23 protein-coding genes and 2 pseudogenes are annotated in these 24,862 nt (G+C 71.2%); 12 read left to right on the forward strand and 13 right to left on the reverse strand.

Features of this window, described 5'->3' with window-relative positions:
• Nucleotides 1–19: 19 nt before the first annotated feature.
• Nucleotides 20–934 (reverse strand): SDR family NAD(P)-dependent oxidoreductase, encoded by a 915-nt coding sequence (locus OOK07_RS18690; RefSeq protein ID WP_266797525.1) that lies wholly within the window; start codon nt 932–934, stop codon nt 20–22.
• Nucleotides 935–1,018: 84 nt separating this feature from the next.
• Here OOK07_RS18690 and OOK07_RS18695 point away from each other — a divergent pair, with 84 nt between their 5' ends.
• On the forward strand, nt 1,019–1,978 hold the full coding sequence (locus tag OOK07_RS18695; protein WP_266797527.1) for a cyclase family protein: 960 nt from the start codon (nt 1,019–1,021) through the stop codon (nt 1,976–1,978).
• A 404-nt stretch (nt 1,979–2,382) separates the two neighbouring features.
• On the opposite strand, the gene OOK07_RS18700 is transcribed toward OOK07_RS18695, so the two are convergent.
• The 4 genes from OOK07_RS18700 to OOK07_RS18715 all read right to left on the reverse strand — a co-directional run bounded on the left by OOK07_RS18700 (nt 2,383) and on the right by OOK07_RS18715 (nt 6,639).
• Nucleotides 2,383–2,859 (reverse strand): ATP-binding protein, encoded by a 477-nt coding sequence (locus OOK07_RS18700; RefSeq protein ID WP_266797529.1) that lies wholly within the window; start codon nt 2,857–2,859, stop codon nt 2,383–2,385.
• Nucleotides 2,860–3,331: 472 nt separating this feature from the next.
• Nucleotides 3,332–4,282 (reverse strand): acyl-CoA dehydrogenase family protein, encoded by a 951-nt coding sequence (locus OOK07_RS18705; protein WP_405671720.1) that lies wholly within the window; start codon nt 4,280–4,282, stop codon nt 3,332–3,334.
• Nucleotides 4,283–4,285: 3 nt separating this feature from the next.
• Entirely contained in the window at nt 4,286–5,416 is a 1,131-nt protein-coding gene (locus OOK07_RS18710) for an acyl-CoA dehydrogenase family protein (protein ID WP_266681729.1), read from the reverse strand.
• The gene (locus tag OOK07_RS18715) at nt 5,416–6,639 is read right to left on the reverse strand and encodes an amidohydrolase family protein (RefSeq protein ID WP_266797531.1); all 1,224 of its coding nucleotides are present in this window, start codon (nt 6,637–6,639) and stop codon (nt 5,416–5,418) included. The genes OOK07_RS18710 and OOK07_RS18715 overlap by 1 nt, the downstream gene beginning before the upstream one ends.
• Nucleotides 6,640–6,824: 185 nt before the next feature.
• Here OOK07_RS18715 and OOK07_RS18720 point away from each other — a divergent pair, with 185 nt between their 5' ends.
• Entirely contained in the window at nt 6,825–8,360 is a 1,536-nt protein-coding gene (locus tag OOK07_RS18720; RefSeq protein ID WP_266681733.1) for a class I adenylate-forming enzyme family protein, read from the forward strand.
• Here the strand turns inward: OOK07_RS18720 and OOK07_RS18725 are convergent.
• Nucleotides 8,344–8,856: an EF-hand domain-containing protein gene (locus OOK07_RS18725; RefSeq protein WP_266681735.1), complete on the reverse strand. Its 513-nt coding sequence runs from the start codon at nt 8,854–8,856 to the stop codon at nt 8,344–8,346. The genes OOK07_RS18720 and OOK07_RS18725 overlap by 17 nt on opposite strands.
• A 231-nt stretch (nt 8,857–9,087) precedes the next feature.
• Nucleotides 9,088–9,468, reverse strand: coding sequence for an STAS domain-containing protein (locus OOK07_RS18730; protein ID WP_266681737.1), 381 nt, complete (start codon nt 9,466–9,468; stop codon nt 9,088–9,090).
• A 315-nt stretch (nt 9,469–9,783) separates the two neighbouring features.
• Here OOK07_RS18730 and OOK07_RS18735 point away from each other — a divergent pair, with 315 nt between their 5' ends.
• From OOK07_RS18735 to OOK07_RS43450, 6 genes and pseudogenes are all read left to right on the forward strand, one after another.
• Entirely contained in the window at nt 9,784–10,365 is a 582-nt protein-coding gene (locus tag OOK07_RS18735) for a sigma-70 family RNA polymerase sigma factor (RefSeq protein ID WP_266681739.1), read from the forward strand.
• Between the two features lie 167 nt (nt 10,366–10,532).
• On the forward strand, nt 10,533–11,786 hold the full coding sequence (locus OOK07_RS18740; RefSeq protein ID WP_406313331.1) for a zf-HC2 domain-containing protein: 1,254 nt from the start codon (nt 10,533–10,535) through the stop codon (nt 11,784–11,786).
• A 226-nt stretch (nt 11,787–12,012) separates the two neighbouring features.
• A pseudogene (locus tag OOK07_RS18750) lies at nt 12,013–12,222 on the forward strand (sigma factor-like helix-turn-helix DNA-binding protein); the annotation flags it as partial.
• Nucleotides 12,215–12,352, forward strand: a complete 138-nt coding sequence (locus OOK07_RS18755) for a hypothetical protein (RefSeq protein WP_266797533.1) — start codon at nt 12,215–12,217, stop codon at nt 12,350–12,352. The pseudogene OOK07_RS18750 and the gene OOK07_RS18755, both read left to right, overlap by 8 nt.
• Before the next feature lie 18 nt (nt 12,353–12,370).
• Nucleotides 12,371–12,652, forward strand: a complete 282-nt coding sequence (locus OOK07_RS18760; protein ID WP_266681768.1) for a L,D-transpeptidase — start codon at nt 12,371–12,373, stop codon at nt 12,650–12,652.
• A gap of 48 nt (nt 12,653–12,700) precedes the next feature.
• A pseudogene (locus OOK07_RS43450) lies at nt 12,701–12,799 on the forward strand (L,D-transpeptidase); the annotation flags it as partial.
• 75 nt (nt 12,800–12,874) lie between these two features.
• On the opposite strand, the gene purU reads toward OOK07_RS43450, so the two are convergent.
• Together purU and OOK07_RS18770 are read right to left on the reverse strand one after the other, a co-directional pair.
• Nucleotides 12,875–13,759 (reverse strand): formyltetrahydrofolate deformylase, encoded by an 885-nt coding sequence (gene purU, locus OOK07_RS18765; RefSeq protein ID WP_266681770.1) that lies wholly within the window; start codon nt 13,757–13,759, stop codon nt 12,875–12,877.
• 46 nt (nt 13,760–13,805) lie between these two features.
• Complete coding sequence (locus OOK07_RS18770) at nt 13,806–14,306, reverse strand: SCO4402 family protein (protein WP_266681772.1); 501 nt, start codon at nt 14,304–14,306, stop codon at nt 13,806–13,808.
• 117 nt (nt 14,307–14,423) lie between these two features.
• On the opposite strand from OOK07_RS18770, the gene OOK07_RS18775 reads away from it, so the two are divergent.
• Entirely contained in the window at nt 14,424–15,734 is a 1,311-nt protein-coding gene (locus OOK07_RS18775; RefSeq protein ID WP_266797536.1) for an ABC transporter substrate-binding protein, read from the forward strand.
• 18 nt (nt 15,735–15,752) lie between these two features.
• Here the strand turns inward: OOK07_RS18775 and OOK07_RS18780 are convergent, their stop codons facing one another.
• Both OOK07_RS18780 and OOK07_RS18785 read right to left on the reverse strand, forming a co-directional pair.
• Entirely contained in the window at nt 15,753–17,570 is a 1,818-nt protein-coding gene (locus OOK07_RS18780) for a hypothetical protein (RefSeq protein WP_266797538.1), read from the reverse strand.
• Nucleotides 17,571–17,784: 214 nt separating this feature from the next.
• Nucleotides 17,785–19,170 (reverse strand): NsdA family TPR-like regulatory protein, encoded by a 1,386-nt coding sequence (locus OOK07_RS18785; RefSeq protein ID WP_266797540.1) that lies wholly within the window; start codon nt 19,168–19,170, stop codon nt 17,785–17,787.
• A gap of 265 nt (nt 19,171–19,435) precedes the next feature.
• Between OOK07_RS18785 and OOK07_RS18790 the strand changes: the two genes are divergently transcribed.
• Genes OOK07_RS18790 through OOK07_RS18800 form a run of 3 tightly spaced genes read left to right on the forward strand, consistent with a single transcriptional unit; the run spans nt 19,436 to nt 22,511 of the window.
• Nucleotides 19,436–20,089, forward strand: coding sequence for a bifunctional DNA primase/polymerase (locus tag OOK07_RS18790; RefSeq protein WP_266797542.1), 654 nt, complete (start codon nt 19,436–19,438; stop codon nt 20,087–20,089).
• 38 nt (nt 20,090–20,127) lie between these two features.
• Entirely contained in the window at nt 20,128–20,919 is a 792-nt protein-coding gene (locus OOK07_RS18795; RefSeq protein WP_266681782.1) for an ABC transporter ATP-binding protein, read from the forward strand.
• The gene (locus OOK07_RS18800; RefSeq protein WP_266797544.1) at nt 20,916–22,511 is read left to right on the forward strand and encodes a transporter; all 1,596 of its coding nucleotides are present in this window, start codon (nt 20,916–20,918) and stop codon (nt 22,509–22,511) included. Before OOK07_RS18795 ends, OOK07_RS18800 begins: the two co-directional genes overlap by 4 nt.
• 164 nt (nt 22,512–22,675) lie before the next feature.
• On the opposite strand, the gene OOK07_RS18805 is transcribed toward OOK07_RS18800, so the two are convergent.
• Together OOK07_RS18805 and OOK07_RS18810 are read right to left on the reverse strand one after the other, a co-directional pair.
• Entirely contained in the window at nt 22,676–23,548 is an 873-nt protein-coding gene (locus OOK07_RS18805) for an alpha/beta fold hydrolase (RefSeq protein ID WP_266797545.1), read from the reverse strand.
• Between the two features lie 581 nt (nt 23,549–24,129).
• Nucleotides 24,130–24,822 carry an iron-dependent transcriptional repressor DtxR gene (locus OOK07_RS18810; protein ID WP_266681788.1) on the reverse strand — a complete coding sequence of 231 codons (693 nt, stop codon included), beginning with the start codon at nt 24,820–24,822 and terminating at the stop codon, nt 24,130–24,132.
• Between the last annotated feature and the right edge of the window lie 40 nt (nt 24,823–24,862).

Here is a 24,862-nt window from a genome sequence, read left to right on the forward strand (position 1 = left end):
ACAACCCGCACCCCCCGAGTTATCGGGCGTTCGGCCGAGCCCCGTCCCGCGCCGCCTTCTCCAGGGCCTCCAGTCGCGACAGCATCGGCATCGGATCCACTCCCACCGACCCAGGCAAGAACTCCGCGATCCGCTCCGGCGTCCACCCGCCGGAGGCGTACGCGGCACGCAGCTCCCGAGGCTGCGCCCACACCGCGATCTTCGGCCCCGCGATCGTGTACACCTGCCCGGTGATCGCCTGCTCCCTGGCCCGCTCCGACAGCAGGTACACGACCAGGGCGGCCACATCCTCCGGCTCCCCGATCTCCGCCAGCTCCATGGGAACGTTCGCCGACATGCGCGTACGGGCAACGGGCGCGACCGCGTTGGCGCTCACCCCGTACTTGTTCAGCCCCAGGGCCGCACTGCGAACGAGCGAGATGATCCCGCCCTTCGCGGCGCTGTAGTTCGCCTGCGCGACCGACCCCTGGTGATTGCCGCTGGTGAACCCGATCAGGGTCCCCGCCCGTTGCCCCCGCATCACGGCCGCGGCGGCCCGGAACACCGTGAACGTGCCCTTGAGATGCGTGGCCACGACCGGGTCCCACTCCTCCTCGGACATGTTGAACAGCATCCGCTCGCGCAGAATCCCGGCCACGCACACCACACCGTCGAGTCGTCCGTACGACGAGAGCGCCATGTCGACCACCCGCTGCCCGCCGGCCATCGTGGAGACGTCGTCGGCCACCGCGACCGCCTCCCCGCCCGCCGCCTCGATCTCCTTGACGACGGCCTCGGCGACCTCGCTCGTCGGGGAGGCCCCGTCCATCGCCACGCCGTAGTCGTTGACGACGACCTTCGCTCCCTCGGCCGCGGCGGCCAGCGCCACCGCACGGCCGATGCCCCGTCCGGCGCCCGTCACGGCGACGACCTTGCCTGCCAAGAAGTTCCCCACGCCCGGCCCCTTCCCGCGGTTTCTGACGGACCGTTAGATTTTATGGCCCGTCAGATACCTGGAGACAAGCCCCGGGGAGGACCGATGTCACAACACATGCCAGGGCCGCCGTCCCGACCCACGCTCCATCCGGAGTTCCATGCCATCGCCAAACGCGTGAACAACTGGGGGCGTTGGGGCACAGACGACGAGATCGGCACGCTCAACCTGATCACCGACGAGGTCGTCCGGGAAGCCGCCGCGACCGTCCGCACGGGCCGCCGCATCCCCCTCGCCCTGCCCCTGAAGCAGGACGGCGTACAGACCGGGATGATCCCGGGGCGGGTCAATCCGCTGCACGCGATGGTGCAGATCAACCAGGAGCTGTTCGGCCCGGGGACGGTGGCGTGCAGCGACGACGCGGTGACCATGGGGCTGCAGGCCGCCACCCACTGGGACGCGCTGACCCATGTCTCGCACTCGGGCCGGCTCTACAACGGCCGCCCCGCGGGCACCATCACCCCGCACGGCGGCGCCGAGTTCAGCGGCATCGACAAGGCCCGGCACATCGTCTCGCGCGGGGTGCTGCTGGACGTCGCACGGGCGCGTGGCGTCGACCGGCTGGAGGGCGGGCACGCGGTCACACCCGACGACCTGGAGGCCGCCGAGGAGATGGCCGGTACGCGGGTGCGCGCCGGCGACATCGTGCTCGTACGGACCGGGCAGATCCAGGTCTATCTCGCCGGGGACAGGGAAGCGTACGGCTACCCCTCACCCGGCCTGTCGGTCCGTACGCCGGAGTGGTTCCACGCGCGCGATGTCGCCGCCGTCGCCAATGACACCCTCACCTTCGAGATCTTTCCGCCCGAGATCGAGGACCTGTGGCTGCCCGTGCACGGGCTGGACCTGGTGGAGATGGGGATGCTGCAGGGCCAGAACTGGAATCTCGAAGAGTTGTCCACAGCCTGTGGAGAAGTGGGCCGGTACGCCTTCCTGCTGTCGGCGATGCCCGAACCCTTCGTCGGTGCGACGGGGACTCCGGTGGCCCCCGTCGCCGTCCTGTGAAGGCCGTCGGCCGGCGGCGCGGTGCTCCCGCCCCGAGCACGGCACCACCCGCCGCCGGCCGACTCCGGCGCACCCTCTCCCACTCCCGACTTCGGTCGAGCGGGGAGGCCCCCATCGACCCCTCTTGGCCCTGAGGGAGCCGACGCCGAATCACGACCCGCACTCGTCGGGGGCTCCCGTCACCGAAGCCCTCGTCGTCCCCTCACGGCGAATCGCTATCCACAAGCGTGATCAAACGGACACGGCGCGTCAACACCCGTACGGGGATTTATTACTTAAGCCCTATTTGCCATGGGCGCGCACAGAAGCACATCCCGGCGCATCGCTCCGCGCCGATCACGGCATGACAGCGGTCTCTGCACGCATGCACCGCTACTGACGGACGTTCGGCGCACGTGCGCCGGTCACACCGCCTCGAACGCGAGCCCCTCGTACGCCGGAGCGCCGCCCATGCAGGCCTCCGCGGCCTGGCGGGACTGTGCGCAGCGGTCGAGTTCGCACCAGATGCGCTTGCCCGCACCCTCGGGGCTCCAGCCCCAGCGGTCGGCCAGCCCGTCGACGAGGGCCAGGCCACGGCCCCCGGTCGCGTCGCCGCCGGCACACCGGGGCACGGGAGCCCGGTCGCTGGCGTCAGCCACCTCCAGGCGGACCGTGGCCGACTCGCCGGCCACGCCGGGCAGGGACAGTCGCAGGACAGCCGGACAGCCGGTGTGCACCACGGCGTTGGTGACCAGTTCGGAGACGAGCAGGATCAGCGTCTCGGCGAGCGGCTCGTCGACCTCTATCCCGGACCCGGCGAGGCGGGAACGCGCCCACTTCCGGGCCCGCCCCACCTCCGCGGGGTCGGGCCGGACTTCCAGCTGCACCTGAAGCACCTGCACCGCTCACACCATCCGAACCGGCGGACACATGACCTCGCGCCACGCGCGCGCCGCGACGAGGGCCACGATCGTAGCCATTTTCTGCATGACCAGGACAACAGCCAGTGCAGAGCCCAGAGCCAGGGTCACGGAACGTGAATCCCTTACGAGACAGCATGGTTGACGTACAGTCACCCCAACAAGCGCTTCGGGCATATTCCAGCGCGAAGGAGTACCCGTGCGGCATACTGTGCGACGCTCGTTGCGGGGAGTCGAACAGGCCGGTTCTGGCATCACCCCAAGGGCAACACCGGCACGACTCGTGCTCGGAACCACTCGCATCCCACAGAAGGTACCGGAGCGGGACGCCGACTCCAGGACGTGACGGGTCACGCCTAGGACACAACCCGATATCAACGCTCTGTAATTCCGGTATTCCACAATCCGCGACAGCCGCGAGGGCCGTTTCCGCGACACACCAGGCCGGCACCCCTCAGGTCACCAGTTCGGCCGCGAGCAGCTCCTCACTCTCCGTAATTCCTCCGCTACGTTGCGCCCGCACCCATGCCCGCTTGAGAAGCAGATGCACCTCGCATTCCCAGGTGAAGCCCATGCCGCCGTGCACCTGAAGGCAGTCGCGGGCACCGCGCACGGCGGCCTCGTCGGCCAGCAGCCGGGCCGCCGCGATGTCGGCCCGGCCGGCGGTGACGGCGGCCGCGTAGACGGCAGCACGGGCCACCTCGGCGCGCACGAGCATCTGCGCGCACAGGTGCTTGACGGCCTGGAAGGCTCCGATCGGCTGCCCGAACTGCTCGCGGGTCCGGGCGTGTTGCACGGCCAGTTCGCACGCGCGCGCGGCCGTGCCGAGCTGCTCGGCGGCGGTGAGGAGGACGGCGACCGGATCGGCCGGAGCCGGCGCAGGCACCCGGTGCAGTGGGGTCAGCGGGTCCACCGAATCCATCGGCACAGCCCCCTCGGCCCCCCGCCGGACGACATCGGCCTCGTCCATCCACTCCACAAGCCGCCCGTCGGCAGCAGCGACGACGACCTCCCCGGTGGCCGCGCCGGGCACCTCCCCGGCCGCGAGATGCGTGGCCAGCAGGGGCCCGGGCACGAGCGCCCGCCCGGCTTCCTCGAACACCAACACGGCCTCCGGCAGCCCCAGTCCGGCTCCTGAGTCCGCCTCGGACAAGCGCAGAGAGAAGAACCCCAGCTCTCCGAGGGCCCGCCACAACGCGCGATCGAGCCGAGGCCGAGGGTCGCGAACCGTCGGCTGTGAAGCGCCGGGATCGGCAGCGCCCCACAGGGGCGCGGGGCTGTGTCGTTCTGCGGCTCCGCCGCGCGGCGCGACCAGCCACGACGAACCCGCAGACGCCCGACGGCCAATGGCTGCACGCACGGCGGCCTGCAATGCCCGTTGCTCATCGGTCAGTTGGAACCTCACAGCTCACCGCCCTTTCGGCAGCCCCAGAATCCGCTCCGCCACGATGTTCTGCTGTATCTGCGAGGTCCCGGCCGCGATGGTGTACGACAACGACGACAGCCGGTCGAGCATCCAGGGGCTCGCCAGGTCCAACGCGTGAGGACCCAGAACCTCGGCCGCGGCGTCGTACAACTCCTGACGGGCATGCGAGTACCGCAGTTTGAAAACCGAACCCCCCACCCCGGGGACGCCGCCGGCCTCCGCCTCGCTGACGTTCCACTGCGTCAGCCGCCACAGGGCCCGGAACTCGGCGTTCAGCCTGCCCAGCCGTCGCCGGAGCACGGAGTCGTCCCAGCGCCCGTTCCTGCGGGCCTCGGCGGCGAGTTCGCCCAGCACGCGCCGGCATGCCACGACCTCGCCCACGAAGGCCGTGCCGCGCTCGAAGGACAGCGTCACCATCGTCACGCGCCAGCCGTCGTTCTCGTCCCCGACCCGGTTCGTGACCGGCACGCGCACGTCGTCGAGGAACACCTCGGCGAACTCGGCCGACCCGGCGAGGGTGCGCAGCGGCCGTACGGTGATCCCCGGGGCGTTCATCGGCAGGGCCAGCCAGGTGATGCCGCGGTGCTTTTGCGCCTCGGGATCCGTACGGACCAACAGCTCGCACCAGTCGGCCACTTCGGCGTGCGAGGTCCAGATCTTGGAACCGCTCACCACGTAGTCGTCGCCGTCCCTGCGCGCGCGGGTGCGCAGTGCCGCGAGGTCGGAACCGGCGTCCGGTTCGCTGAAGCCCTGGCACCAGACCTCCTCGCCGCGCAGGATCGGCGGCAGCCAGCGCTCGCGCTGCTCGGGCGTTCCCTCGGCGACGATGGTCGGCCCGGCGTGCAGCAGCCCGACGAAGCCAGCACCCACGTAGGGCGCGCCGGCCTTCTCGGTCTCCTCCAGGAAGATCAGCCGCGTGGTCGGGGAGGCGTCCCAGTGGACGTCGGCGTACCCGGCGTCGTACAGCATCCGCTGCCAGCCGAGGTCGTAGGCCCGGCGCGCGGGCCAGTCGTCCGGGGACGGCTTCGGCGGCAGGGCCGGCAGCACCTTGCCGAGCCACTCCCGCAGCCTCGCCCGGAAGTCCTCCTCCTCAGGGGTGTACGACAGGTCCACTAGTGGTCCAGGCCCGAGTCCCGGTTCCGGTCCCGGTCGAGGTCGAGGTCGAGCATGCGGATCGCGTTGCCCCGCATCAGCTTGTAGACCGTCTCGTCGTCGAGGCCCTTCACATGGTCGAGGGCGACCTCCTTGGTGTGCGGGAAGGTCGAGTCGACGTGCGGATAGTCGGTCTCGAAGGTGGCGTTGTCCCGGCCCACCACGTCCAGCGAGGCGACGCCGTGCTTGTCGCGGAAGAAGCAGCAGAAGATCTGCCGGTAGTAGTACGTCGACGGGGGCTCCGGGACCAGGTCCCGCACCCCGCCCCACGCCCGGTGCTCCTCCCAGACGTCGTCGGCGCGTTCCAGGGCGTACGGGATCCAGCCCATCTGCCCTTCGGAGTAGGCGAGTTTGAGGCGGGGGAACTTCACCAGCACCCCGCTGAACAGGTAGTCCATCATCGAGGCCATGGCGTTGTTGAAGCTCAGCGACGCCTGGACGGCGGGGGGCGCGTCAGGGGAGGCGGCCGGCATCTGCGAGCTGCTGCCGATGTGCATGTTGACGACCGTCCCGGTCTCCTGGCAGACCGCGAAGAACGGGTCCCAGTAGCCGGAGTGGATGGAGGGCAGCCCGAGGTAGGTGGGGATCTCGGAGAAGGTCACCGCCTTCACCCCGCGCGCGGCGTTGCGCCGGATCTCGGCGACCGCCAGGTCGACGTCCCACAGGGGAATCAGGCACAGCGGGATCAGCCGGCCCCCGCTGTCCCCGCACCACTCCTCCACCATCCAGTCGTTGTAGGCGCGCACACAGGCCAGCGCGACCTCCTTGTCGTGCGCCTCGGCGAAGGTCTGGCCGCAGAAGCGCGGGAAGGACGGGAAGCAGAGGCTGGCCTCGACGTGGTTGAGGTCCATGTCCTCCAGGCGCGCCCTGGGATCCCAGCAGCCGCGCCGCATCTCCTGTCTGGTGATCCCCTCCAGGGTCATCTCGTCGCGGTCGAAGCCGACGGCGGCGATGTTGCGCTTGTACGGGAACTTCAGGTCCTCGTAGATCCACCAGTCGGTCGGCTGGCCTTCCGGGTCCATGGTGATCCGGTACTTGCCTGCGACGTAGGCGAGTTCGCCGATTCCGGCGGTGAGGGCCTGCGGGCCGCGGTCGCGGTACTTCTGGGGCAGCCAGGTCTCGAAGAGGTGCGCGGGCTCGATCACATGGTCGTCGACGCTGATGATTCGGGGCAGTTCGGTCATGGTCCCCTCCACCTGGCACTGACCAGTTTCTGATGGGTCGTCAGATCTCGGTACGCCTAGCAGGCTAGCCCCACCCCCCTGGACCGACAAGGCGCCGAGCCCTACGCTCTGCCCACGATCTGACTGCCCGTCAGTTCTGTCTCAGCTCCATGCCAGCTCCATGCCAGCTCCACAAGGGGGCCGCCGTGAACGACACCGCCCACGCGCTCAGCTCGTCCCGCACCCTCTGGGAACTTCTCGCCCGCCGCGCCGACCTCACCCCGGACCACCCGGTCCTCCTCCAGGACGACCGCTCCCTGAGCTTCGGCGAGCTGCGTGCGCGTGCCGAGCGCGTGGCGGCCGGCCTGTACGACATGGGCGTGCGCCCCGGCACCGTGGTCGCCTGGCAGCTGCCCACCCGCATCGAGACGGCCCTGCTGTCCTTCGCGCTGGCCCGCCTGGGCGCCGTACAGACCCCGGTCATCCCCTTCTACCGGGACCGTGAAGTGGCCTTCGCGCTGCGGGAGTCGAAGGCCGAGTACTTCGCCGTGCCCGGCGAGTGGCGCGGCTTCGACCACACCGGGATGGCGCGGCGGCTGGGAGCGAAGGGGATCTTCGAGGCGTACGACGGTGCCGGCCTGCCCGACGGTGATCCGTCCGTGCTGCCCGCCCCGCCCTCCGACGGCACGTCCGTGCGCTGGATCTACTGGACCTCGGGCACGACCTCCGACCCCAAGGGCGTCCTGCACACGGACCGTTCGCTGATCGCGGGCGGCTCGTGTCTCGCGCACGCGCTGCACCTGTCGGCGGACGACGTGGGCTCGATGGCGTTCCCGTACGCGCACATCGCCGGCCCCGACTACACGGTCATGCTGCTGCTGTACGGCTTCCCCGCGGTGATGTTCGAGCAGTTCGCGCTGCCGGACGCCCTGGAGGGCTACCGGCGGCACGGGGTGACGGTGGCGGGCGGGTCGACGGCGTTCTACTCGATGTTCCTCGCCGAGCAGCGCAGGCAGCCGGGGGCGAAGGTCATTCCTTCGCTACGGCTGCTCGCGGGCGGCGGGGCACCCAAGCCGCCGGAGGTGTACCACGCCGTCGTACGGGAGATGGGGGTGCAGCTCACGCACGGGTACGGGATGACCGAGGTGCCGATGATCACCATGGGGGCGCCGGACGACACCACGGAGAACCTGGCGACGACGGAGGGACGTCCGCCGGAAGGGATGGAGATACGCGTCGTGGACGGGGAGGTGCGGCTGCGCGGGGAGGCCGTCTGTCAGGGGTATCTGGATCCCGCGCAGACCGCGGAGGCCTTCGACGCGGAGGGGTTCCTGCGGACCGGTGACCTGGGACATCTGACCGCGAGCGGGCATCTGGTGCTCACCGGGCGGCTGAAGGACGTGATCATCCGCAAGGGCGAGAACATCTCGGCGAAGGAGATCGAGGACCTGCTGGCCGCCCACCCGGCCGTCGGGGACGTCGCCGTGATCGGCCTGCCGGACGCGGAGCGCGGGGAGCGGGTCTGTGCGGTGGTGGAACAGCCGCCGGGCGCCGACGGGTTGACGCTGGCCGCCGTCACCTCGTATCTGCGCGCGGAAGGGCTGTCCGTGCACAAGCTGCCGGAGCAGCTGGAGGTGGTGGACGCCCTTCCGCGCAACGACACGCTGCGGAAAGTGCTCAAGTACAAGCTGCGCGAGCGCTATTCGGGGACCGTGAGGGAGAACCTCATTCAGGGACCGTGAAGTAGCGGGCGAACGCCGGGACGATCTCCGCCTCGCCGACCCTGCCGTCGCCGTCGGCGTCGAGCGCGGCGGCGGAGGCGAGGGCGATGTCCTCGCTCACACCCAGGATCCTCAGTACGCGCGCGGTGTCCTGGACGGTGGCCGCTCCGTCGCCGTCGGTGTCGGCGATGTCGAGGGCCGCGTGCAGGAAGGGGCGGGCGATCTCCGCGAACCGGTCGGGGTTGTCACGCAGGCGCTTGACCGCGCCGTACACGAACTCGTCCCGGTTGATGCGCTGGTCGCCGTCCCGGTCCGCTATCCCGGCCATGCCCTGCCAGAACGCCTCGGCGCCGGCGTACATCGCCTGCCCCTTGTCGGAGCGTGCCGCGGTGCCGAACTCGGCGAGCAGCGCCTTCGCCGCGCGGTTGAAGTCCTCGCGGTCGATATAGCCGTTGCCGTCCTGGTCGAAGGTGGCGAACCGGGCGGCGATCCTGCGCTCGTACTCGCTGCTGACCATGTCTCTTCGAGCCGCCTTACTCACGTCGGGGTCTATCTGGACGGAGCGTACGACGTGCCGGGCCCTCCAAGCGCCGGAAAGCGACGCTTGTGCCAAGACCGAGGGAATTTTGCGACAACGATGTGGCAGAAGCCTCCGGGCGACGGTACGCGAAGATCCGATCTGGACGGAGACCGGACCTGGACAGGGGTCGGACCTGGGCGGGACACCTGACCTGCGCGGAGACCGGATCTATGCGGAGAGCGGGCCGGCCTCTTCGGTGACGGCATCCTCCAGGTCGGCGTACACGTCGAACAGGCGGCGGACGCCCAGCGCGCCGAGGACACGGTTGACGTGGGAGCCGTCGACCGCGCCCTGCGCCGGGAGGATCAGGCGCAGGCGGCCCTGGCAGGAGCGGATCAGCCGACGGGCGGCTATGAGCACGCCGACGCCGCTGGAGTCACAGAAGAACACGTCGTCGAGGTCCAGGACGAGACAGTGCCGGCCCTCGGCCACCACGTCATGCACGTGCTGCCGCAGCGTCGGCGATGTCACGAGATCCAGTTCGCCGGACACCCGGAGCACGGCCCATTCGCCCTGATCGACGCAGGTCACTTTGAACGTCACCACCATGCCCTTCGTTCGCCGGAACCCCCGCAACCGGAAGCCGTACCTTCGCTTCCCTGCAGCGCGGCTGCCCAGCGGCCGTTCCCTGAAACGCGGCGCCAAAAACGGAAACCGATCAGAAGAGGCTTGTTTTAGTCGTCTTCGATCCTGTTCGATCAGATCTGAACCGGGTAGGTGACCGTCCACTATCACCTGCGGCCGGCCAGGGGGCGCTCATTGCTACAAAGGGGCGTGCACTGTCAGACGTGCCGACTACATTCGAGGAGACGGTGGACACAGACTGGGCCGAGGCACGGGCAGGGGCAGGGGTGAGGGATCCGGATGGCGAAGAAGGACACACCGCCCCGCTGGGACCGCAGGATGCAGCAGCGGCTCGCACGCGGTGAGGCGGCCGCCCTCGGCGAGCTGTACGACCGGTTCGCCTCACTCGTGCACGGCCTCGCCCACCGCGTCCTCGGCGACGAGCGCGCGGCCGACGGCATCACCCGCGACGTCTTCGCGCACGTCTGGGAGCACCCCGAGGCGTACGACCCCAGGACGGGCCCCCTGCGGTCCTGGGTCGCCACGCTGACGCACCGCCTGGCCGTGCAGCGGCTGCGGGCCACCGAGACCGCCGCCCTGGCCCAGGGCTCGGGCGGTTCCGCCGAGGACCTGGAGCGCAGGGTGCGCCGCGCCTCGGTCGCCGCCCGCGCCGACTACATCGTGCAGTCCATGCCCGTCCCGCTGCGGGCCGCCCTGGAGCTGGCCTACTTCCAGCGCCGCGACTACCGCCAGACCGCGGTCGACCTCGGCGTCACCGAGGACGAGGCCCGCCGTCGGCTCCGTCTGGGCCTGCAGCTGCTGTCCACCGCCCACGACGCCGGCGCACCCGGGGCACCTCCCGGTTACGGGGGTGCGGCGTGAACGACGGCAGCGCGGACCGCTTCGACCACGGGGAATTCGACGACAAGGACGACAGGGAGGACCAGGACGAGAGGGACGGCAAGGACGAGGGGAACGACGACTGGGACAGCGGGGGCGACGGCATCGGGGACGGGCAGCAGGAGAAACACGGTCCGCCGGACGGTCCCGTGAAGGGCGACGGCCGCGGCCGGGACCCCGACCAGCCGCCGCGCATACCCATGCCCCGTGCCTCCGTCGAGGACGGCGGGCGGCTGCTGCCGGCGCCGGCGGCCCTGGGAGACCCGACGCCGCAGCCTGCCCCGCTGGTCCTGGAGCATCCCGTGCTGAAGTCACTCCTGGGCGCGTGGGCGCTGGCCGCCTGCTCGCCGGACGAGACGGCGGCCGTCGAGGAGCACCTGGGCGACTGCGGCAGCTGCGCCGACGAGGCCCTGCGGCTGCGCGAGGCGGTCGGCCTGCTGCACCCTCCGGAGAGCCTCGACCTGGACCCGGCCCTGCGCACCCGGGTCCTGGACGGCTGCCTCGACCGGCGCCCGCCGCGCATCCCGGTGCCCGAGTGGGCGGCTCCGTACGACGCCGAGACAGCGCGCCTCGACGCGCTGCTGCAGGACATCGGGGACGCCGAGTGGCATGCGCCCGTACGGCTGCGCTGGTTCGACGGCGAGGGCCCGACGAGCCGTCGTACGACCGTCGCCGGGGTCATCGCCCACCTGCTCACCGTCGACGGGCTGGTCGCGGTCGCCCTCGGCCTGGACGACCCGCTGGGCGACCTCGCCGCCGAGGGCCCCACCCCGGGGGCCCGCACCGAGGCGTACTGGCGCACCTCGCACTTCCCGCCGACCCGTTCCGTGCGGGCGCCCTGGCGCGACCAGACCCACGACCTCGTGCGCACGGTGTCCTTCGCGGGCGGCAGCTCGGGCTCGGCGCGGCTGGCGGTGTCGTACGGCGAGTTCGAGCTGCCACTGCACGACGCGATGCTGGACCGGGCCTTCGAGTGCTGGGTGCACGCGGAGGACATCGCCGAGGCGGTCGACTACCCGTACGAGCCGCCCTCCGGCCGTCATCTGCACCGCATGATCGACCTCGCGGCCCGGGTCCTGCCCACCGCGCTGGCTCAGCGCCGCCAGACCGGCCTCGCCTCGCCCACCCACGGACGCCGCCTCGTCTCCGCCGGCGGACCCGGCCGCAGCCTGCGCCTGGAGATCGAGGGCTCCGGCGGCGGCGAGTGGCTGATCCCCCTCGACTCCCCCGGCGCGGTGGGCTCCGCCGAGCACGAGGTCGCCCATATCGCCCTGGACGGCGTGGAGTTCTGCCGCCTCGCAGCGGGTCATGTGTCTCCGCAGGAGGCGGCGGCGGGGCAGGTCGGTGACCGGGAGGCGATCAGGGATGTGCTGTTCGCCGCGGCCAGCCTGAGCCGCATTTGACTAGCTCCTCGGGCTGAAGCCCGAGGATTCTGGCCTTCTCGTCCGTTGCTGTGCCGCTACGCGGCACAGGTTTCGGGCGGGAATCCGCGGCTTCCTGTTTCTTCGCGCTGCGCCGGGACGAGTCCTGGTCCTACCGGCGCTCCGCAGGCTGTGACCGCCAGTCCGGCGGCCGTCTTGACGTTGATCGCGGCGTTGTGGTCGCGGTCGTGGAGGGTGTCGCAGGCGGGGCCCGGAACACGCCGCGCTGGTCGAGGCGTTGCGACAGCTGCCCGAGGTCCAGCGGATCGCGGTCGTGCTGCACCACCTGTGCGACCTGAGCGTGGAGCAGGTAGCCTCCGAAACCGGCGCCCCCACCGGGACGGTCAAGGCCCGGCTGGCGCGCGGCCGGGCGGCGCTCGCCGGGCACTTGGGGGAGAAGGAGGACGGCCGTGTCCGATGGCCACGACCTCACCACCGCGCTGCGGGAGGTCGCCGACGCCCACCGGACGCCTCCGCGAATCCCCGGCAGCGAGATCCGGCGCAGGGCGGCCTGGCGCAGGCGCCGACGGCACGGGGCGCTCGCCTGAACCGCCGCTGCCGCCGTCGTGGCGGCCGTCGTCCTCGGCTTCACCACCGGACTCGGCGGCGGCACCGATCAGCCTCCGGCTGCGGCTTCGGGAACCGCCTCCTCGACCGGGCCCGCCGCCACGGTCGACCTCTCCCGGCGACTGCTGACCATCGCCGGACGCGAGCTGGCCGTCTCGTCGGGCAAGGCCCAGCCCCCCACGCCGACCGGGCTGATGACCGTGACCGCAAAGTTCCCCACGAAGACCATGGACAGCGCGACGCTCGGCCTGGGCAACGCATACGACGTCACGCTGCCGTAGGTCGTCGAGCTGCGCACGGCCGACGGGCGTACGAACTACGTCGTCGCTCTGAATTACGACGAGAAGGCCCCCGGCAAGAGGGATGTCACGCACGGCTGGATCGGGCTGCGGACGGCCGACGCCAAGTGGCTGTACGCGAAGGTGAAACCGGGCACGGTGTTCAGCGTCAGCTGGTGCCCCGACAGGCAACGTTCGCCCCGTCGGTGCCTGTCGGGGCACCGGCTAGGCGAACACAACCGTCCGGCTCCCGTTGAGCAGGATCCGGCGCTCGGCATGCCACTTCACGGCCCGCGCCAGCGCCTGGCACTCCACGTCCCGCCCGATCGCGACCAGCTGGTCCGGCGTGACGTCGTGTCCCACCCGCTCGACCTCCTGCTCGATGATCGGCCCCTCGTCGAGGTCCGCGGTGACGTAGTGGGCCGTGGCGCCGATCAGCTTGACGCCCCTGGCGTGCGCCTGGTGATACGGCTTCGCGCCCTTGAAGCTCGGCAGGAAGGAGTGGTGGATGTTGATGATCCGCCCGCTGAGCTGCTTGCACAGGTCGTCGGAGAGGACCTGCATGTAGCGGGCCAGCACGACCAGTTCGACGTCGTTCTCGCGGACGATCTCCAGCAGTCGCGCCTCCGCGTCGGCCTTCGTGTCCTTGGTCACCGGAAGATGATGGAAGGGAATGCCGTACGACCCCACGAGTTCGGCGAAATCCGTGTGGTTGGACACCACCGCCGCGATCTCCACGGGCAGCGCGCCGATCCGCGCCCGGAACAGCAGGTCGTTCAGGCAGTGCCCGAACTTGCTGACCAGCAGCACGATCCGCATCCGGTCCTCGGCGCGGTTGATCTGCCAGTCCATGTGGAAGGAGTCGCCGATCGCGGCGAAGCTCGCCCGCAGCTTGTCCACCGAGACCGGCGCCTCCGCCGAGAAGTGGACGCGCATGAAGAACAGACCCGTGTCGTGGTCGCCGAACTGCTGGCTGTCCTCGATGTTGCAGCCGGTCATGAAGAGGTAGCTCGACACGGCGTGCACGATGCCCTGCTTGTCGGGGCACGAGAGGGTGAGGACGTACTGATCGGCGAGGGCCGCCGCGGCTCGGGTGGACTGATCGGTCATGCAGGACAGGGTCCCATAAGCGGGCCCCCGTGCGGGCCGGGGTCCGCTAGGCGGACCGCGTCATGATCCGCAGCACCTCAAGGGTGCGCGGCGGGATGTCCGGGTCCTCCCCGTCGGCCGCGGCCATCCGCACGTGCGCGTCCCGGGCCGCCCGTATCGCCTCCGGCCAGGCCTCGTTCTCGACGTACGCGGAGACCGGGGCGTCGGGCCCGACCTGGTGCATGATCCGCAGCACCCGCAGCACGGCGGTGTCCACGAGGGCCGCCTCCTGCGAGTCCCGGAAGATCGTGCCGACGTACTTCTCGGCGGACCAGTTGTCGAGCCAGGTGTCCTCGACCAGGCGGTACACGGCGTCGGTGACGTCCCCGTACCCGTCGACGCCGGCCAGCCAGACGTTCTGCTGGAACGCGGGGTCGGAGAGCATGTGCAGCGCGGAGCGCACATTGCTGCGCCAGCGCCACCACGGCATGTCGTTCTGTGGCATGCCGCCCATGGTGGAGGAGCGACGGCCTCGACGGGAAGAGTTCTCCGAACCTTGCACGGTCACCGATCGTACGTTCTTCCGTCCGGGCGCCCCACCGGCCCCCGCAATTCACCTTCACGTCACCGATCCATAACCGAGAGTCATCCCCGGGTTGGCGACGTGAGAGAAGCGTGTGTGTCCATGACCGGCAGGCGACGCATCCGCAGCACCTCCCTCCCCCTACGCACCCGGCCACTGAGAGCCACCGCCCTGTCGGTGGGGGCTCTGGCCGCGTGTATGACTCTCGCCACCGGTTGCGGGGTCGTCCCCGGTACCACGGCGGGCTCCGGGGACGACTCGATCACCGTCATGACCTGGGCCCCGGAGCAGACCAGCGCGACCAACAAGCCCGGAATGCCCGCCTTCGCGAAGGCCTACGCCCGCTGGATCAACGCCCGTGGCGGCATCAAAGGCCGCAAGCTGAAGGTCCTGACCTGCGACGACCACAACGACAGCCTGGCCGCCGCCAAGTGCGCGACCTCGGCCGTCAAACACAACGTCGTCGCGGTCGTCGGCTCCTACAGCCAGTACGGCGACTCCTACCTCCCCACTCTGGAGAGCGCCGGCATCCCCTATATCGGCGGGTACGGCGTCACCACCTCCGAGTTCACCAGCCCGCTGTCCTACCCCGTCAACGGCGGCCAGCCCGCCCTGCTGGCCGGTCTCGGCAAGGGACTCGCCGGGAGCTGCGGCCCCGTGGCGCTCATACGGCCCGACAGCATCGCGGGCGACGAGCTGCCCGCCATGCTCGACGCCGGCCTCAAGGCGGGCGGGCACGTGGCCGCCGTGGACCAGCGGGCGGCGGACGACACCACCGAGTACTCGGTTCCGTCACAGAGGGCGCTGGCGGCCACGACCGGCAGGCGGCTGAAGAAGGGGTGCGTGATACCCGCGCTCGGGGATCGCACCGACACCTTCATGGACTCCTTCCGGCGCGACCGCGGGGACTACCCCGCCGTGAAGACCGCCGCCACGCTCGACAGCGTCGACCAGACGGTCATCAACGAGTCCGGCGGGCGGTCGGGGCCCTACGAGGGGTCGTACGTCACCGGCTGGTACCCCGTGGCGGGCGACCCGCGCTGGGACGCCATGAAGAAGGTGATCCAGGAGCAGGCCTTCGGCGACAACCGCATCGACGCCGCGGATGCCGGTGTGCAGACGACCTGGATCGCCTACACCGTGTTCAAGGCAGTGGTCGCGTCGCTGGGCGACGGCGACGTCACCTCGGACACCGTGCGCAGGGCCCTCGACGACGGGCTGAAGGTCAGCACCGGCGGCCTCACACCGGCGCTGCAGTGGTCCTCCGACGGCCCGCTCGCCTCCATCGGCTTCTCCCGCCTGGTCAACGCCGACGTGACCCTTCAGGTGGTGCGCCAGGGACAGCTGGTGGCGGCGACCAGGAAGGGGTTCGAGGACGCGACGAGGACACTGCAGACAGCGGACGTGAACTGAGGCCCACGTCCGCGGCCCTCAGAGCTGGGTCGGCTGGCGCTGGGTCAGTCCGTACGTCTTCGCGATGGCGTTCCACAGCTGGGCCGCCCTGACCTTCTCCGCACTGGCGACACCGCTGGAGCGGTTGCCCGCCTGGGTCTGGCCGGTCGCGCGGGCCTGGCCCTTCTTGCAGCCCTTCTTGCCGCCGACCTGGTCGGCCCAGGCCGCGTAGTGGTTGTCGGCCGCCGCGGACGCCTGCCACGCCTTGGTGAGCGAGGCGGTCAGCGCGTCGTGGTTCGGGAGCCTGCCGACGGACAGGCCGGACAGCCGGGTGACCAGCTGGGTGCGCTGCTTGGCCGCGTCGCGCAGGTCGGAGGCAGCCTGCGTCTGGTTCTTGCACCCCTTCACATCGGCCACCGCCCGGATCACCGAGGCCCGGCTGTCGCCGCTGTCGGCCAGCAGCTTGTCCAGGGCGACGGCCTGCTGCTTCGCCGGATCGGCGGCGGCCGAGGAGGAACCGTCGGTCGCCGGGGCCGTGGCGGAGACGTTCTGGTTCTTGTCCTTGCCGTGATCGCCCCCACCGCCGCCGAGCAGCGCACCCGCGCCGACACCGAGCACGACGATGCCGACACCGACGGCGGCGATCAGCGGCACCCGCGACTTCTTCGGGCCGCCGCGGCCACCCCGGCCGTCGTCGCCCGGCGGGGCGTAGGCGGGCTGGGGCTGGGCGTAACCGGACTGGGGCGGGGCGTAGTTGGCCTGCGGGGGCTGCTGCTCGAAGCGCGGCATCTGCTGCGTGGCGGCGGCGGGACTCTCACCGCCCGGCGCGCTGCGGAACAGGTTGTCGAACTCGGCGGGCGGCTGCCGGTCCCCGCCCTGCGGCATGCCGTACGGCGCCCCGCCGGACTGGCCGGGCACGGGCGCGATGTACTGCGTGGCCTCGGCGTCGGGCCCGGACTGGTGTCCCCCCGCCTGAGCAGAGCCGAAAGTGGGGGGCGGCAGCGCCCCGCCGCCGGCCTGCGGTGCGTGGCCCAGGAACTGCGTGGCCTCGGAGACCCGTTCGCCCCCGCGTACCTCGGGCGGCAGCGCGCCCGGCGCGACGGGCGGAATGTACTGCGTCGCCCCCTCGTCCGCCGCTGCGGCCACCGGAGGGATGTACTGGGTGGCGCCCTCGTCCGCGACGGGCGGCAGGGGGCCGCCGTAGGCACCGGGAGCGTCGGGAGCGCCGTAGCCACCGCCGGGATGGGCTGGCGGCAAGGACGTGTTCGCCGGTGGCTGCGCTATCGCGGGCTGCCCGCCGTACGACGGACCCTGGGCGCTCTCCGGGGGCAGCGCCCCGGACGGACCGGACGCGGGCGCACCCCACTGGTCGGTGTGCGCCTGCTGCTGGTCGGGGACCTGCGCCTGCTGCTGGTCGGGGACCTGCGCCTGCTGCTGGTCGGGGGTGCCCCACGACTGGCCGGGCGGCGTGGGCCAGCCCTCGCCCGGCTGCGAGGCCGATATCTGGTTCTGGTCGGGGCCCCACGGCGTGCCCCAGGCCTGGCCCCCGGGCGGAGCCGCGGCCGGGGCCTGCGGGCCGTTGTACGCGGCGGTCTGGCCGTCGTACGAGGCCGTGTGGCCGTTGTACGACGTGGTCTGGCCGTCGTACGACGTGGTCTGGCCGTCGTACGGGTCGGTCTGGTGACCGCTGTACGGGCCGGTCTGCTGCCCGGCGTGCTGACCGGGCTGCGGGCCGACCGGGCCCTGTTGTGCGGCCAGCATGCCCGGCAACAGCGGCTCGCCGCCGTCCGAGGGCAGCACGATGCCTTCGCGCGCTTCGCGCGGCGAGGGCTCCTCGCCCTGTCCACTCTGCGTCACCGGGACTCCTACGAATGGGGGACCTTCGGGATCGTCGGCTCACGCTACCGGGTCCCCGGAGCCGGGTGCCACGCAGCTCAGGGCACAAACTCCTTCCCTGTGACCGCAGTAACAAAACCGGTCTACAGACCGCTGTATTTGTCACCCTTCCTGCCGGACCCCGCGCGGAAACCGGCCGTTTCCCGCGGATTCACCCACCGGTGGGCGTCCGTCCTCACGCCGCCGCCTGCAACTCCATGCGTGCCCCGAACTCCCGCACCACCGGCTCGTCCTGGAACGGCACCAGCCGCTGCTGGAAGTCCTCCAGGTACTCGGCACCCCGGTTGGAGCGGAGGGAGTCGAGGAGTTCCACGGCCTTCAGGCCGGTGCTGCAGGCCTGTTCGACCTCGCGCTGCTGCACCTGCGCCGTGGCCAGCAGCACATAGCCGATGGCCCGCCTGCGCGCCTTCGTCCCGGGAAGCGCGGCCAGCGCCTCCCGCGCGCACCGGGCCGCCGCCTCGGCCTGCCCGAGGTCCCGGTGGCAGTGCGCCAACTCGTCGGCCAGATACGCCTCGTCGAAGTGCGCGATCCACGCCGGGTCGTCCCCGGAGGCGGAGTCGGACCCTTCCAGCGCCGAGACCGCCCGCCCGGACGCCGTCTGGGCCGCCCGCGCGTCGCCCATCAACGCATGCCCGCGCGCCTCGGCCGCATGGAACATCGCCTCCGCGCGCGGAGTCACGCGCCCACGCGCCCCCTCCTGCGCCGCCCGCGCCAACTGCGCGATCTCACGCGGGTTTCCCAGCTGGGCGGCGAGATGGCTCATGGAGGCGGCCAGTACGTATCCGCCGTAGCCACGGTCGCCCGCCGCCTGCGCGAGCCTCAGCGCCTGGATGTAGTACCGCTGGGCCAGGCCCGGTTGCCCGGTGTCGATGGCCATGTACCCGGCGAGTTCGGTCAGTCGGGCCACCGCCGCGAACAGATCACGCCCCACGGCCTCCCGGTACGACCCCGCCAGCAGCCCCGAGACCACGCTGTTGAGGTAGTGCACGACGACCGGGCGCACATGCCCGCTGCCGTACTGATGGTCCAGATCCACCAGCGCCTGCGTCATCGCCCGCACGGCCGCCACGTCGGACTGCCCCACCCGCGGGCCCGCCGCGCGCGAGACCTGCGAGTCGGGCGAGGAGATCAGCCAGTCCCGGCTCGGCTCGACGAGCGCGGAGGCGGCGACGGACGAGCCGGACAGGAAGTCCCGGCGCCCCACATCACTGCGCCACAGCTCGCAGACCTGCTCGATGGCTCCCAGTACGGTCGGCGAGAACTGGAGCCCGACGCCCGAGGCGAGGTTCTTGCCGTTGGCCATGCCGATCTCGTCGATCGTGACCGTACGGCCCAGTTTGCGGCCCAGCGCCTCCGCGATGATCGCCGGAGCGCGCCCGCGCGGCTGCTGTCCGCGCAGCCAGCGGGCCACGGACGTCTTGTCGTAGCGCAGGTCGAGGCCGTGCTCGGCGCCGCACATGTTGACCCGGCGGGCGAGCCCGGCGTTCGAGCAACCCGCCTCCTGGATGAGCGACTGCAACCGTTCGTTCGGCTGTCGTGCGACGAGAGGCCTTGCGGCCATGGCGTACCCCCTGGGACCAACCCCTGAAGCGAAAAGATCCGGCCGTGAAGATCAATGCCCCGCCGAGACACGTAAAATGCGAGGCTTACGCGGATTGCAGGGGTAAAGGCTGATGCCGCCCCCAGAGGTGGCTACCCAGCTCACGACGAGGTTCCCCCTGCGCGCCCCCGCACATGCATCCATGCGCCCCGGATGCGGAATCGATGCTCCTCCCCCGCGCGCGCTGCCCCCGTAACCCGCGGTGGGTGCGGGAGTTGAGTTCATCGTGGAAGAGACGATCGCCGGCCCCGAAGCCGCTCAGATTCCGAAGCAGCGTGGGGAATCGCTGCAGGAGACCGCCGTACGCTACGCCGAGGAGCGCCACTGGGACGTCTTCCCCGGCACCTGGCTGGAAGCCGTCGACGGGGTGCAGCACTGCTCCTGCGGCGAGGCCGGGTGCGCCGCGCCCGGCGCGCATCCGGCGCGGGAGGACTGGGCGACGCAGGCCACGGGTAGTGTGACCGTCGCCCGCCGGATGTGGCAGAAGCAGCCGACGGCGTCGATCCTGCTGCCGACGGGGCGCACGTTCGACGCGATCGAGGTGCCGGAGACGGCGGGGTTCCTCGCCCTGGCGCGCATGGAGCGCATGGAGCTGACGCTCGGACCCGTGACGTTGACGCCGGATCGCCGGATGCACTTCTTCGTGCTGCCCGGTGCGGCGGTGAAGATCCCGGAGCTGGTGCGGAAGCTGGGCTGGTCGTTGTCGTCGCTCGATCTTGTCGCGCTCGGCGAGGGGGCGTTCGTGGCCGCGCCCCCGACCCGGTACGGCTCGCGTGGTGCCGTTCAGTGGGCCTGCCGTCCCACCCATGCCAACCGGTGGCTTCCCGACGTCGAGGAGCTGCTCTCCCCGCTCGCCTACGCCTGCGGACGCGACCGCTGATCCTGCCCTCCGGGGAACGACCCCCTAGGGTTTCTCGCATGACAGAGGGAAATGAGGCCGGGGCCGCCGCCGTACGGGTCCGTGGGCTCTGGAAGCGGTTCGGGCAGCAGGTCGCTGTTGCCGGGATCGATCTGGAGTTGCCCGCGGGGAAGTTCATCGGGCTCGTGGGACCGAACGGGGCCGGGAAGACCACCACCCTCTCCATGGTCACCGGGTTGCTGCGGCCCGATCAGGGGAGTGTCGAGGTCGTCGGGCACGACGTGTGGCGGGATCCGGTGGCCGTGAAGGCGCGGATCGGGGTACTGCCGGAGGGGCTCAGGCTCTTCGAGCGGTTGTCGGGGCGCGAACTGCTCGCCTACAGCGGGCGGTTGCGCGGACTGCCCGGTGGTGAGGTCGACAAGCGGGCCACGCAGCTGCTCGACGTGCTCGACCTGGCCGGCGCCCAGCACAAGCTCGTCGTCGACTACTCGACCGGCATGCGCAAGAAGATCGGGCTCGCCGCGGCGCTCCTCCACAATCCCGAAGTGCTCTTCCTCGACGAGCCGTTCGAGGGGGTCGACCCGGTGTCCGCCCAGACCATTCGCGGCGTGCTGGAGCGGTACACCGCCTCGGGCGCGACCGTCGTCTTCTCGTCCCACGTCATGGAACTCGTCGAGTCGCTGTGCGACTGGGTGGCCGTGATGGCCGCCGGCCGCATCCGCGCCCACGGCACGCTCGCCGAGGTGCGCGGGGACTCGCCCTCGCTGCAGCACGCCTTCCTCGAACTCGTCGGCGCGGGTGGCCGCGACACGGGGTCGAGCCTGGACTGGCTGGGCGGCGGCGCACGATGACGGACCACGCGAACATCACTCCCGTCGTCGTACGCCTGAAGCTGTCGCTGCTGCGCAACGGACTCAAGCAGTCCGGCGGACGGCGGGCCGCCTACGTCGTCTCGGCCGTCCTCGTCGTGCTCTTCGGGGCGCTGCAGCTGCTCGGGCTGGTCGCACTGCACGGGAACGAGCACGCGCTGTCCGTGGTCGTGCTGCTGGTGGCCGTGCTGGCGCTGGGCTGGGCGGTGATGCCGCTGTTCTTCCCGGGCGGCGACGAGACGCTCGACCCGACACGCCTCGTGATGCTGCCGCTGCGGCCCCGTCCGCTGGTGCGGGCGCTGCTCGCGGCCTCGCTGGTGGGCATCGGACCGCTGTTCACGCTGCTCCTGCTGGCCGGTTCGGTGGTCTCGGTCGCGCACGGCGGTGCGGCGTACGCCGTCGGTGTCGTCGCGGTCGCCCTCGCGCTGCTGGTGTGCGTGGCCCTCGCGCGCGCCGTGGCCGCCGCCAACCTCCGGCTGCTGACCAGCCGCAAGGGCCGTGACCTCGCAGTGCTGAGCGGTCTGGTCATCGCGATCGGGGCGCAGCTGGTCAACTTCGGGGCGCAGCACCTGGGTTCGTCCGGGCTCACGCAGCTGGACCCGGTGGCCGACGTGCTGAAGTGGGTGCCGCCCGCGGCGGCGATCGGCGCGGTGGAGTCGGTGAGCGAGGGGTCGTACGGTGTCGCCGCACTTCAACTCGCGCTGACCATGGGCGCGTTGGTGCTGCTGCTCGCCGTGTGGTCACGTCATCTGACCCGGCTGATGACCTCGCCCGACGGCTCCACGCTCCAGGCCGCCGAACCCGTCGCCCGCGAACGGACCTCCGGGGGCCTCGCCCGTCTGCTGCCCGCCGGCCGCACCGGCACGGTCATGGAGCGCAGCCTGCGCTACATCTGGCGCGACCCCAAGACCAAGGCCGCGTGGGTGACCTCGCTCGCCATCGGCCTGATCCTGCCGGTGTTCAACGCGCTGCAGGGCACCGGCTCGATCTACTTCGCCTGCTTCGCCGCCGGGATGCTCGGCATCCAGATGTACAACCAGTTCGGCCAGGACACGTCCGCGTTCTGGATGGTCGCCACGACCATCTCCTCCCCGCGCGACGCCTACGTCGAGCTGCGCGGCCGGGCCCTGGCCCTGCTGCTGATCACCCTGCCGTACGCGACCCTCGTCGCCGTCCTGACGGCCGCGATGCTCGGCGACTGGCCCCGCCTGCCCGAGGTGCTCGGGCTGTCCTTCGCCCTGCTCGGAGCGATGCTGGCGACCGGCGCGTGGACGTCCGCCCGGTTCCCGTACTCCATCCCGCAGGAGGGCTTCAAGAACGTGGCTCCCGGGCAGACCGGTCTGGCCTGGATCTCGATCTTCGGCGGCATGGTCTCGGCGGCCCTGCTGTCCGCTCCCGTCATCGTGGCGACGATCTGGGTGAACGTGGCGGAGAACGGCGACGAGTGGGGCTGGCTGCTCCTCCCGGCCGGCGCGGCCTACGGCGCCGGCATCACCCTGGCGGGCCTCCACCTGGCGGCCCCGCGCACAGCGGCCCGTCTGCCGGAAATCCTGACGGCGGTGAGCAAGGGCTGACCAGGCACCTCCGGCGGGCGGCCCGTGCGACGCCCTGAAGGGGCGCGGGGCCGTATCCGCGGGGCTGTATCAATATGCTGCTCGGCCGCGTGGGTGCGATCAGCCACGGCCCGCCCCGCACCCGCGACAGAACAGAACCCCCCGCGCTCCCGGGCGCCCGGCGTTCACACAAGCACCGCGTCGACGAACGGTTCGATCGCCGCCCGCCACCCCTCCGGCTGGTCGTAGTGCACGAGGTGGCCGGCATCGGCAACCTCCGCGTACTCCCCGAGAGGCAGCACCCGGACCATCTCCTGCGCCTCGGCGCGCCCCAGCTCACCGTCGAGCCCGCGCACGACCAGCGCGGGACACCGCACCTGCGCCAGCTCCTCCCAGTGCGCCTCGTACACCCACGTCTCGCGGGACTTGAGCATCTGGCCGGGATCGAACACGGGCCGCCAGCCGTCGGCGGACTCGTGCATCACCTCGGCGTAGAACTCCCCGCGTGACGGGTTCGGCCGCTCCACCCAGGGATCGTCCTCACCGAACCACTTCCGTACGTCGGCGAGCGTGGCGAAGGGGGCGGGCCAGGCCGGGAACCACTCCGCCCACTCCCGCTGCGAGGCCGCACCCAGTGCGGACGCCCGCATGTCGCAGATGATCACCCCGCGGACCAGATCGGGGCGCTTGGCCGCGAGCTGCCAGGCGGTCAGTGCGCCCATGGCGTGACCGATGAGGACGGCCGGGGTGAGACCGAGCTGCTGCAGAGCGGCCTCGGCGTCCTCGACGTAGGCCTCACGCGTGAACGATGCCTGCGGCGGCTTGGCGCTCTGGCCGTGGCCGCGCTGGTCCAGTGCGACGGCGCGGTGCCGCTCGGAGAGCCAGCGGGCGGTGGACGCCCAGTGCGAGGCGCGTCCCATCAGTCCGTGCAGGAGCAGCACGCCGGGAGCGGGCTCGCCGGTCGCGCCGGTCGTCGGATCGGTCTTGGGCGGGTCGCCGAACTCCCAGGCCGCGAGGCGTACGCCACCCGCCCCGGTCACATCGATGCGTCGCGCCATGGTCCTGGCACCCCCCTAGCTCCGCTCGGACCGCTCACTCCGACCGGTCCTGTGAACCGTGTCCTGCCGTGCCGTGCCGTGCAGCTGTCTGTGCTGGTACGCGTCCCCTCCTGAAGCGCACATCCCGCGTGAAACGTCACCCAGACTATCGAATGGCCATTCGAAAACTCTGTATCTGCGGGCAACACCCCTCGTACGAGTGACCTCGCTCAAGGAATGATCGCCGCCGCCGAGGGGAGATCTTCAGCGAGGGGCGGACCGCTCGGGGAAAACGGTCCGAAGGGGATGACCCTGGGAGCTCGGGGCTCCGGGTCAGCACAGGGGAGGACAGGCCCCGGCGCCGCAAGGCGCCGGGGCCCTCCACACGTCTGCGGCACATCCTCCCGCCCCCTCAGGTCATATGCCCCACGCGACAGCCTCGCACGCGAGACGTCCGGGCGCTGCGATTTCCAGGCACTGATTCCCGATGTCGAAGACTTCGGCCAGAAGCGTGCGCGGCACCTCAAACGCCCCTGGAGCAGCGGAAGTTGACGACATCAGCACGGCCTGGAGCAAGGCCGGAAACCGCCCGCCCGCGGTCGTCAGCGCTTGGCCACGAACACGTGGGACGCCACGTCCGCCGCCAGCTCGGCGGCCTCGCCGCCGCTGCCCACCAGCACGCCGCCCGCCGACTCCGTCACGCTCACCACCGAGCCGGGCTGCACACCCGCCCGGCGCAGCGTGTACATCAGCTGCGCGTCCGTCTGGATCGGCTCGCCGATACGGCGCACCACGACCGTCTTGCCCTCCAGGCCCGGGTCGAGATCCGCCAGCGACACCATGCCCTCGTCCAGGAACGGGTCCGCGCCGTCCTTCTCGCCCAGCTCCTCCAGGCCCGGGATCGGGTTGCCGTACGGCGACTCGGTCGGGTGCCGCAGCAGCTCGAGCACCCGCCGCTCCACGGCCTCGCTCATCACGTGCTCCCAGCGACACGCCTCGGCGTGCACCTGCTCCCACTCCAGGCCGATCACGTCGACGAGCAGACACTCGGCGAGCCGGTGCTTGCGCATCACGCGCGTGGCGAGCCGGCGGCCCTCGTCCGTGAGCTCCAGATGACGGTCGCTGGCGACGGACACCAGGCCGTCCCGCTCCATCCGCGCCACCGTCTGGCTGACCGTCGGCCCGCTCTGGTCCAGCCGCTCGGCGATCCGGGCGCGCATGGGGACCACACCTTCCTCTTCCAGCTCGAGGATGGTGCGGAGATACATCTCCGTGGTGTCGATCAGTCCGGACATACGTGCCCCTTGGTGAGATCTGCCCGAAGCACGACAGCTT

Source organism: Streptomyces sp. NBC_00078, assembly GCF_026343335.1.
Classification (GTDB): domain Bacteria; phylum Actinomycetota; class Actinomycetes; order Streptomycetales; family Streptomycetaceae; genus Streptomyces.

Excerpts from the sequence above, each read along its gene's own strand:
- OOK07_RS18695 (WP_266797527.1), top strand. The coding sequence starts at position 1,019 with ATGTCACAACACATGCCAGGGCCGCCGTCCCGACCCACGCTCCATCCG.
- OOK07_RS18715 (WP_266797531.1), bottom strand. The coding sequence starts at position 6,639 with ATGACCGAACTGCCCCGAATCATCAGCGTCGACGACCATGTGATCGAG.
- OOK07_RS18725 (WP_266681735.1), bottom strand. The coding sequence starts at position 8,856 with ATGGTCAGCAGCGAGTACGAGCGCAGGATCGCCGCCCGGTTCGCCACC.
- OOK07_RS18730 (WP_266681737.1), bottom strand. The coding sequence starts at position 9,468 with ATGGTGGTGACGTTCAAAGTGACCTGCGTCGATCAGGGCGAATGGGCC.
- OOK07_RS18735 (WP_266681739.1), top strand. The coding sequence starts at position 9,784 with ATGGCGAAGAAGGACACACCGCCCCGCTGGGACCGCAGGATGCAGCAG.
- purU (WP_266681770.1), bottom strand. The coding sequence starts at position 13,759 with ATGACCGATCAGTCCACCCGAGCCGCGGCGGCCCTCGCCGATCAGTAC.
- OOK07_RS18775 (WP_266797536.1), top strand. The coding sequence starts at position 14,424 with ATGACCGGCAGGCGACGCATCCGCAGCACCTCCCTCCCCCTACGCACC.
- OOK07_RS18785 (WP_266797540.1), bottom strand. The coding sequence starts at position 19,170 with ATGGCCGCAAGGCCTCTCGTCGCACGACAGCCGAACGAACGGTTGCAG.
- OOK07_RS18795 (WP_266681782.1), top strand. The coding sequence starts at position 20,128 with ATGACAGAGGGAAATGAGGCCGGGGCCGCCGCCGTACGGGTCCGTGGG.
- OOK07_RS18800 (WP_266797544.1), top strand. The coding sequence starts at position 20,916 with ATGACGGACCACGCGAACATCACTCCCGTCGTCGTACGCCTGAAGCTG.
- OOK07_RS18805 (WP_266797545.1), bottom strand. The coding sequence starts at position 23,548 with ATGGCGCGACGCATCGATGTGACCGGGGCGGGTGGCGTACGCCTCGCG.
- OOK07_RS18810 (WP_266681788.1), bottom strand. The coding sequence starts at position 24,822 with ATGTCCGGACTGATCGACACCACGGAGATGTATCTCCGCACCATCCTC.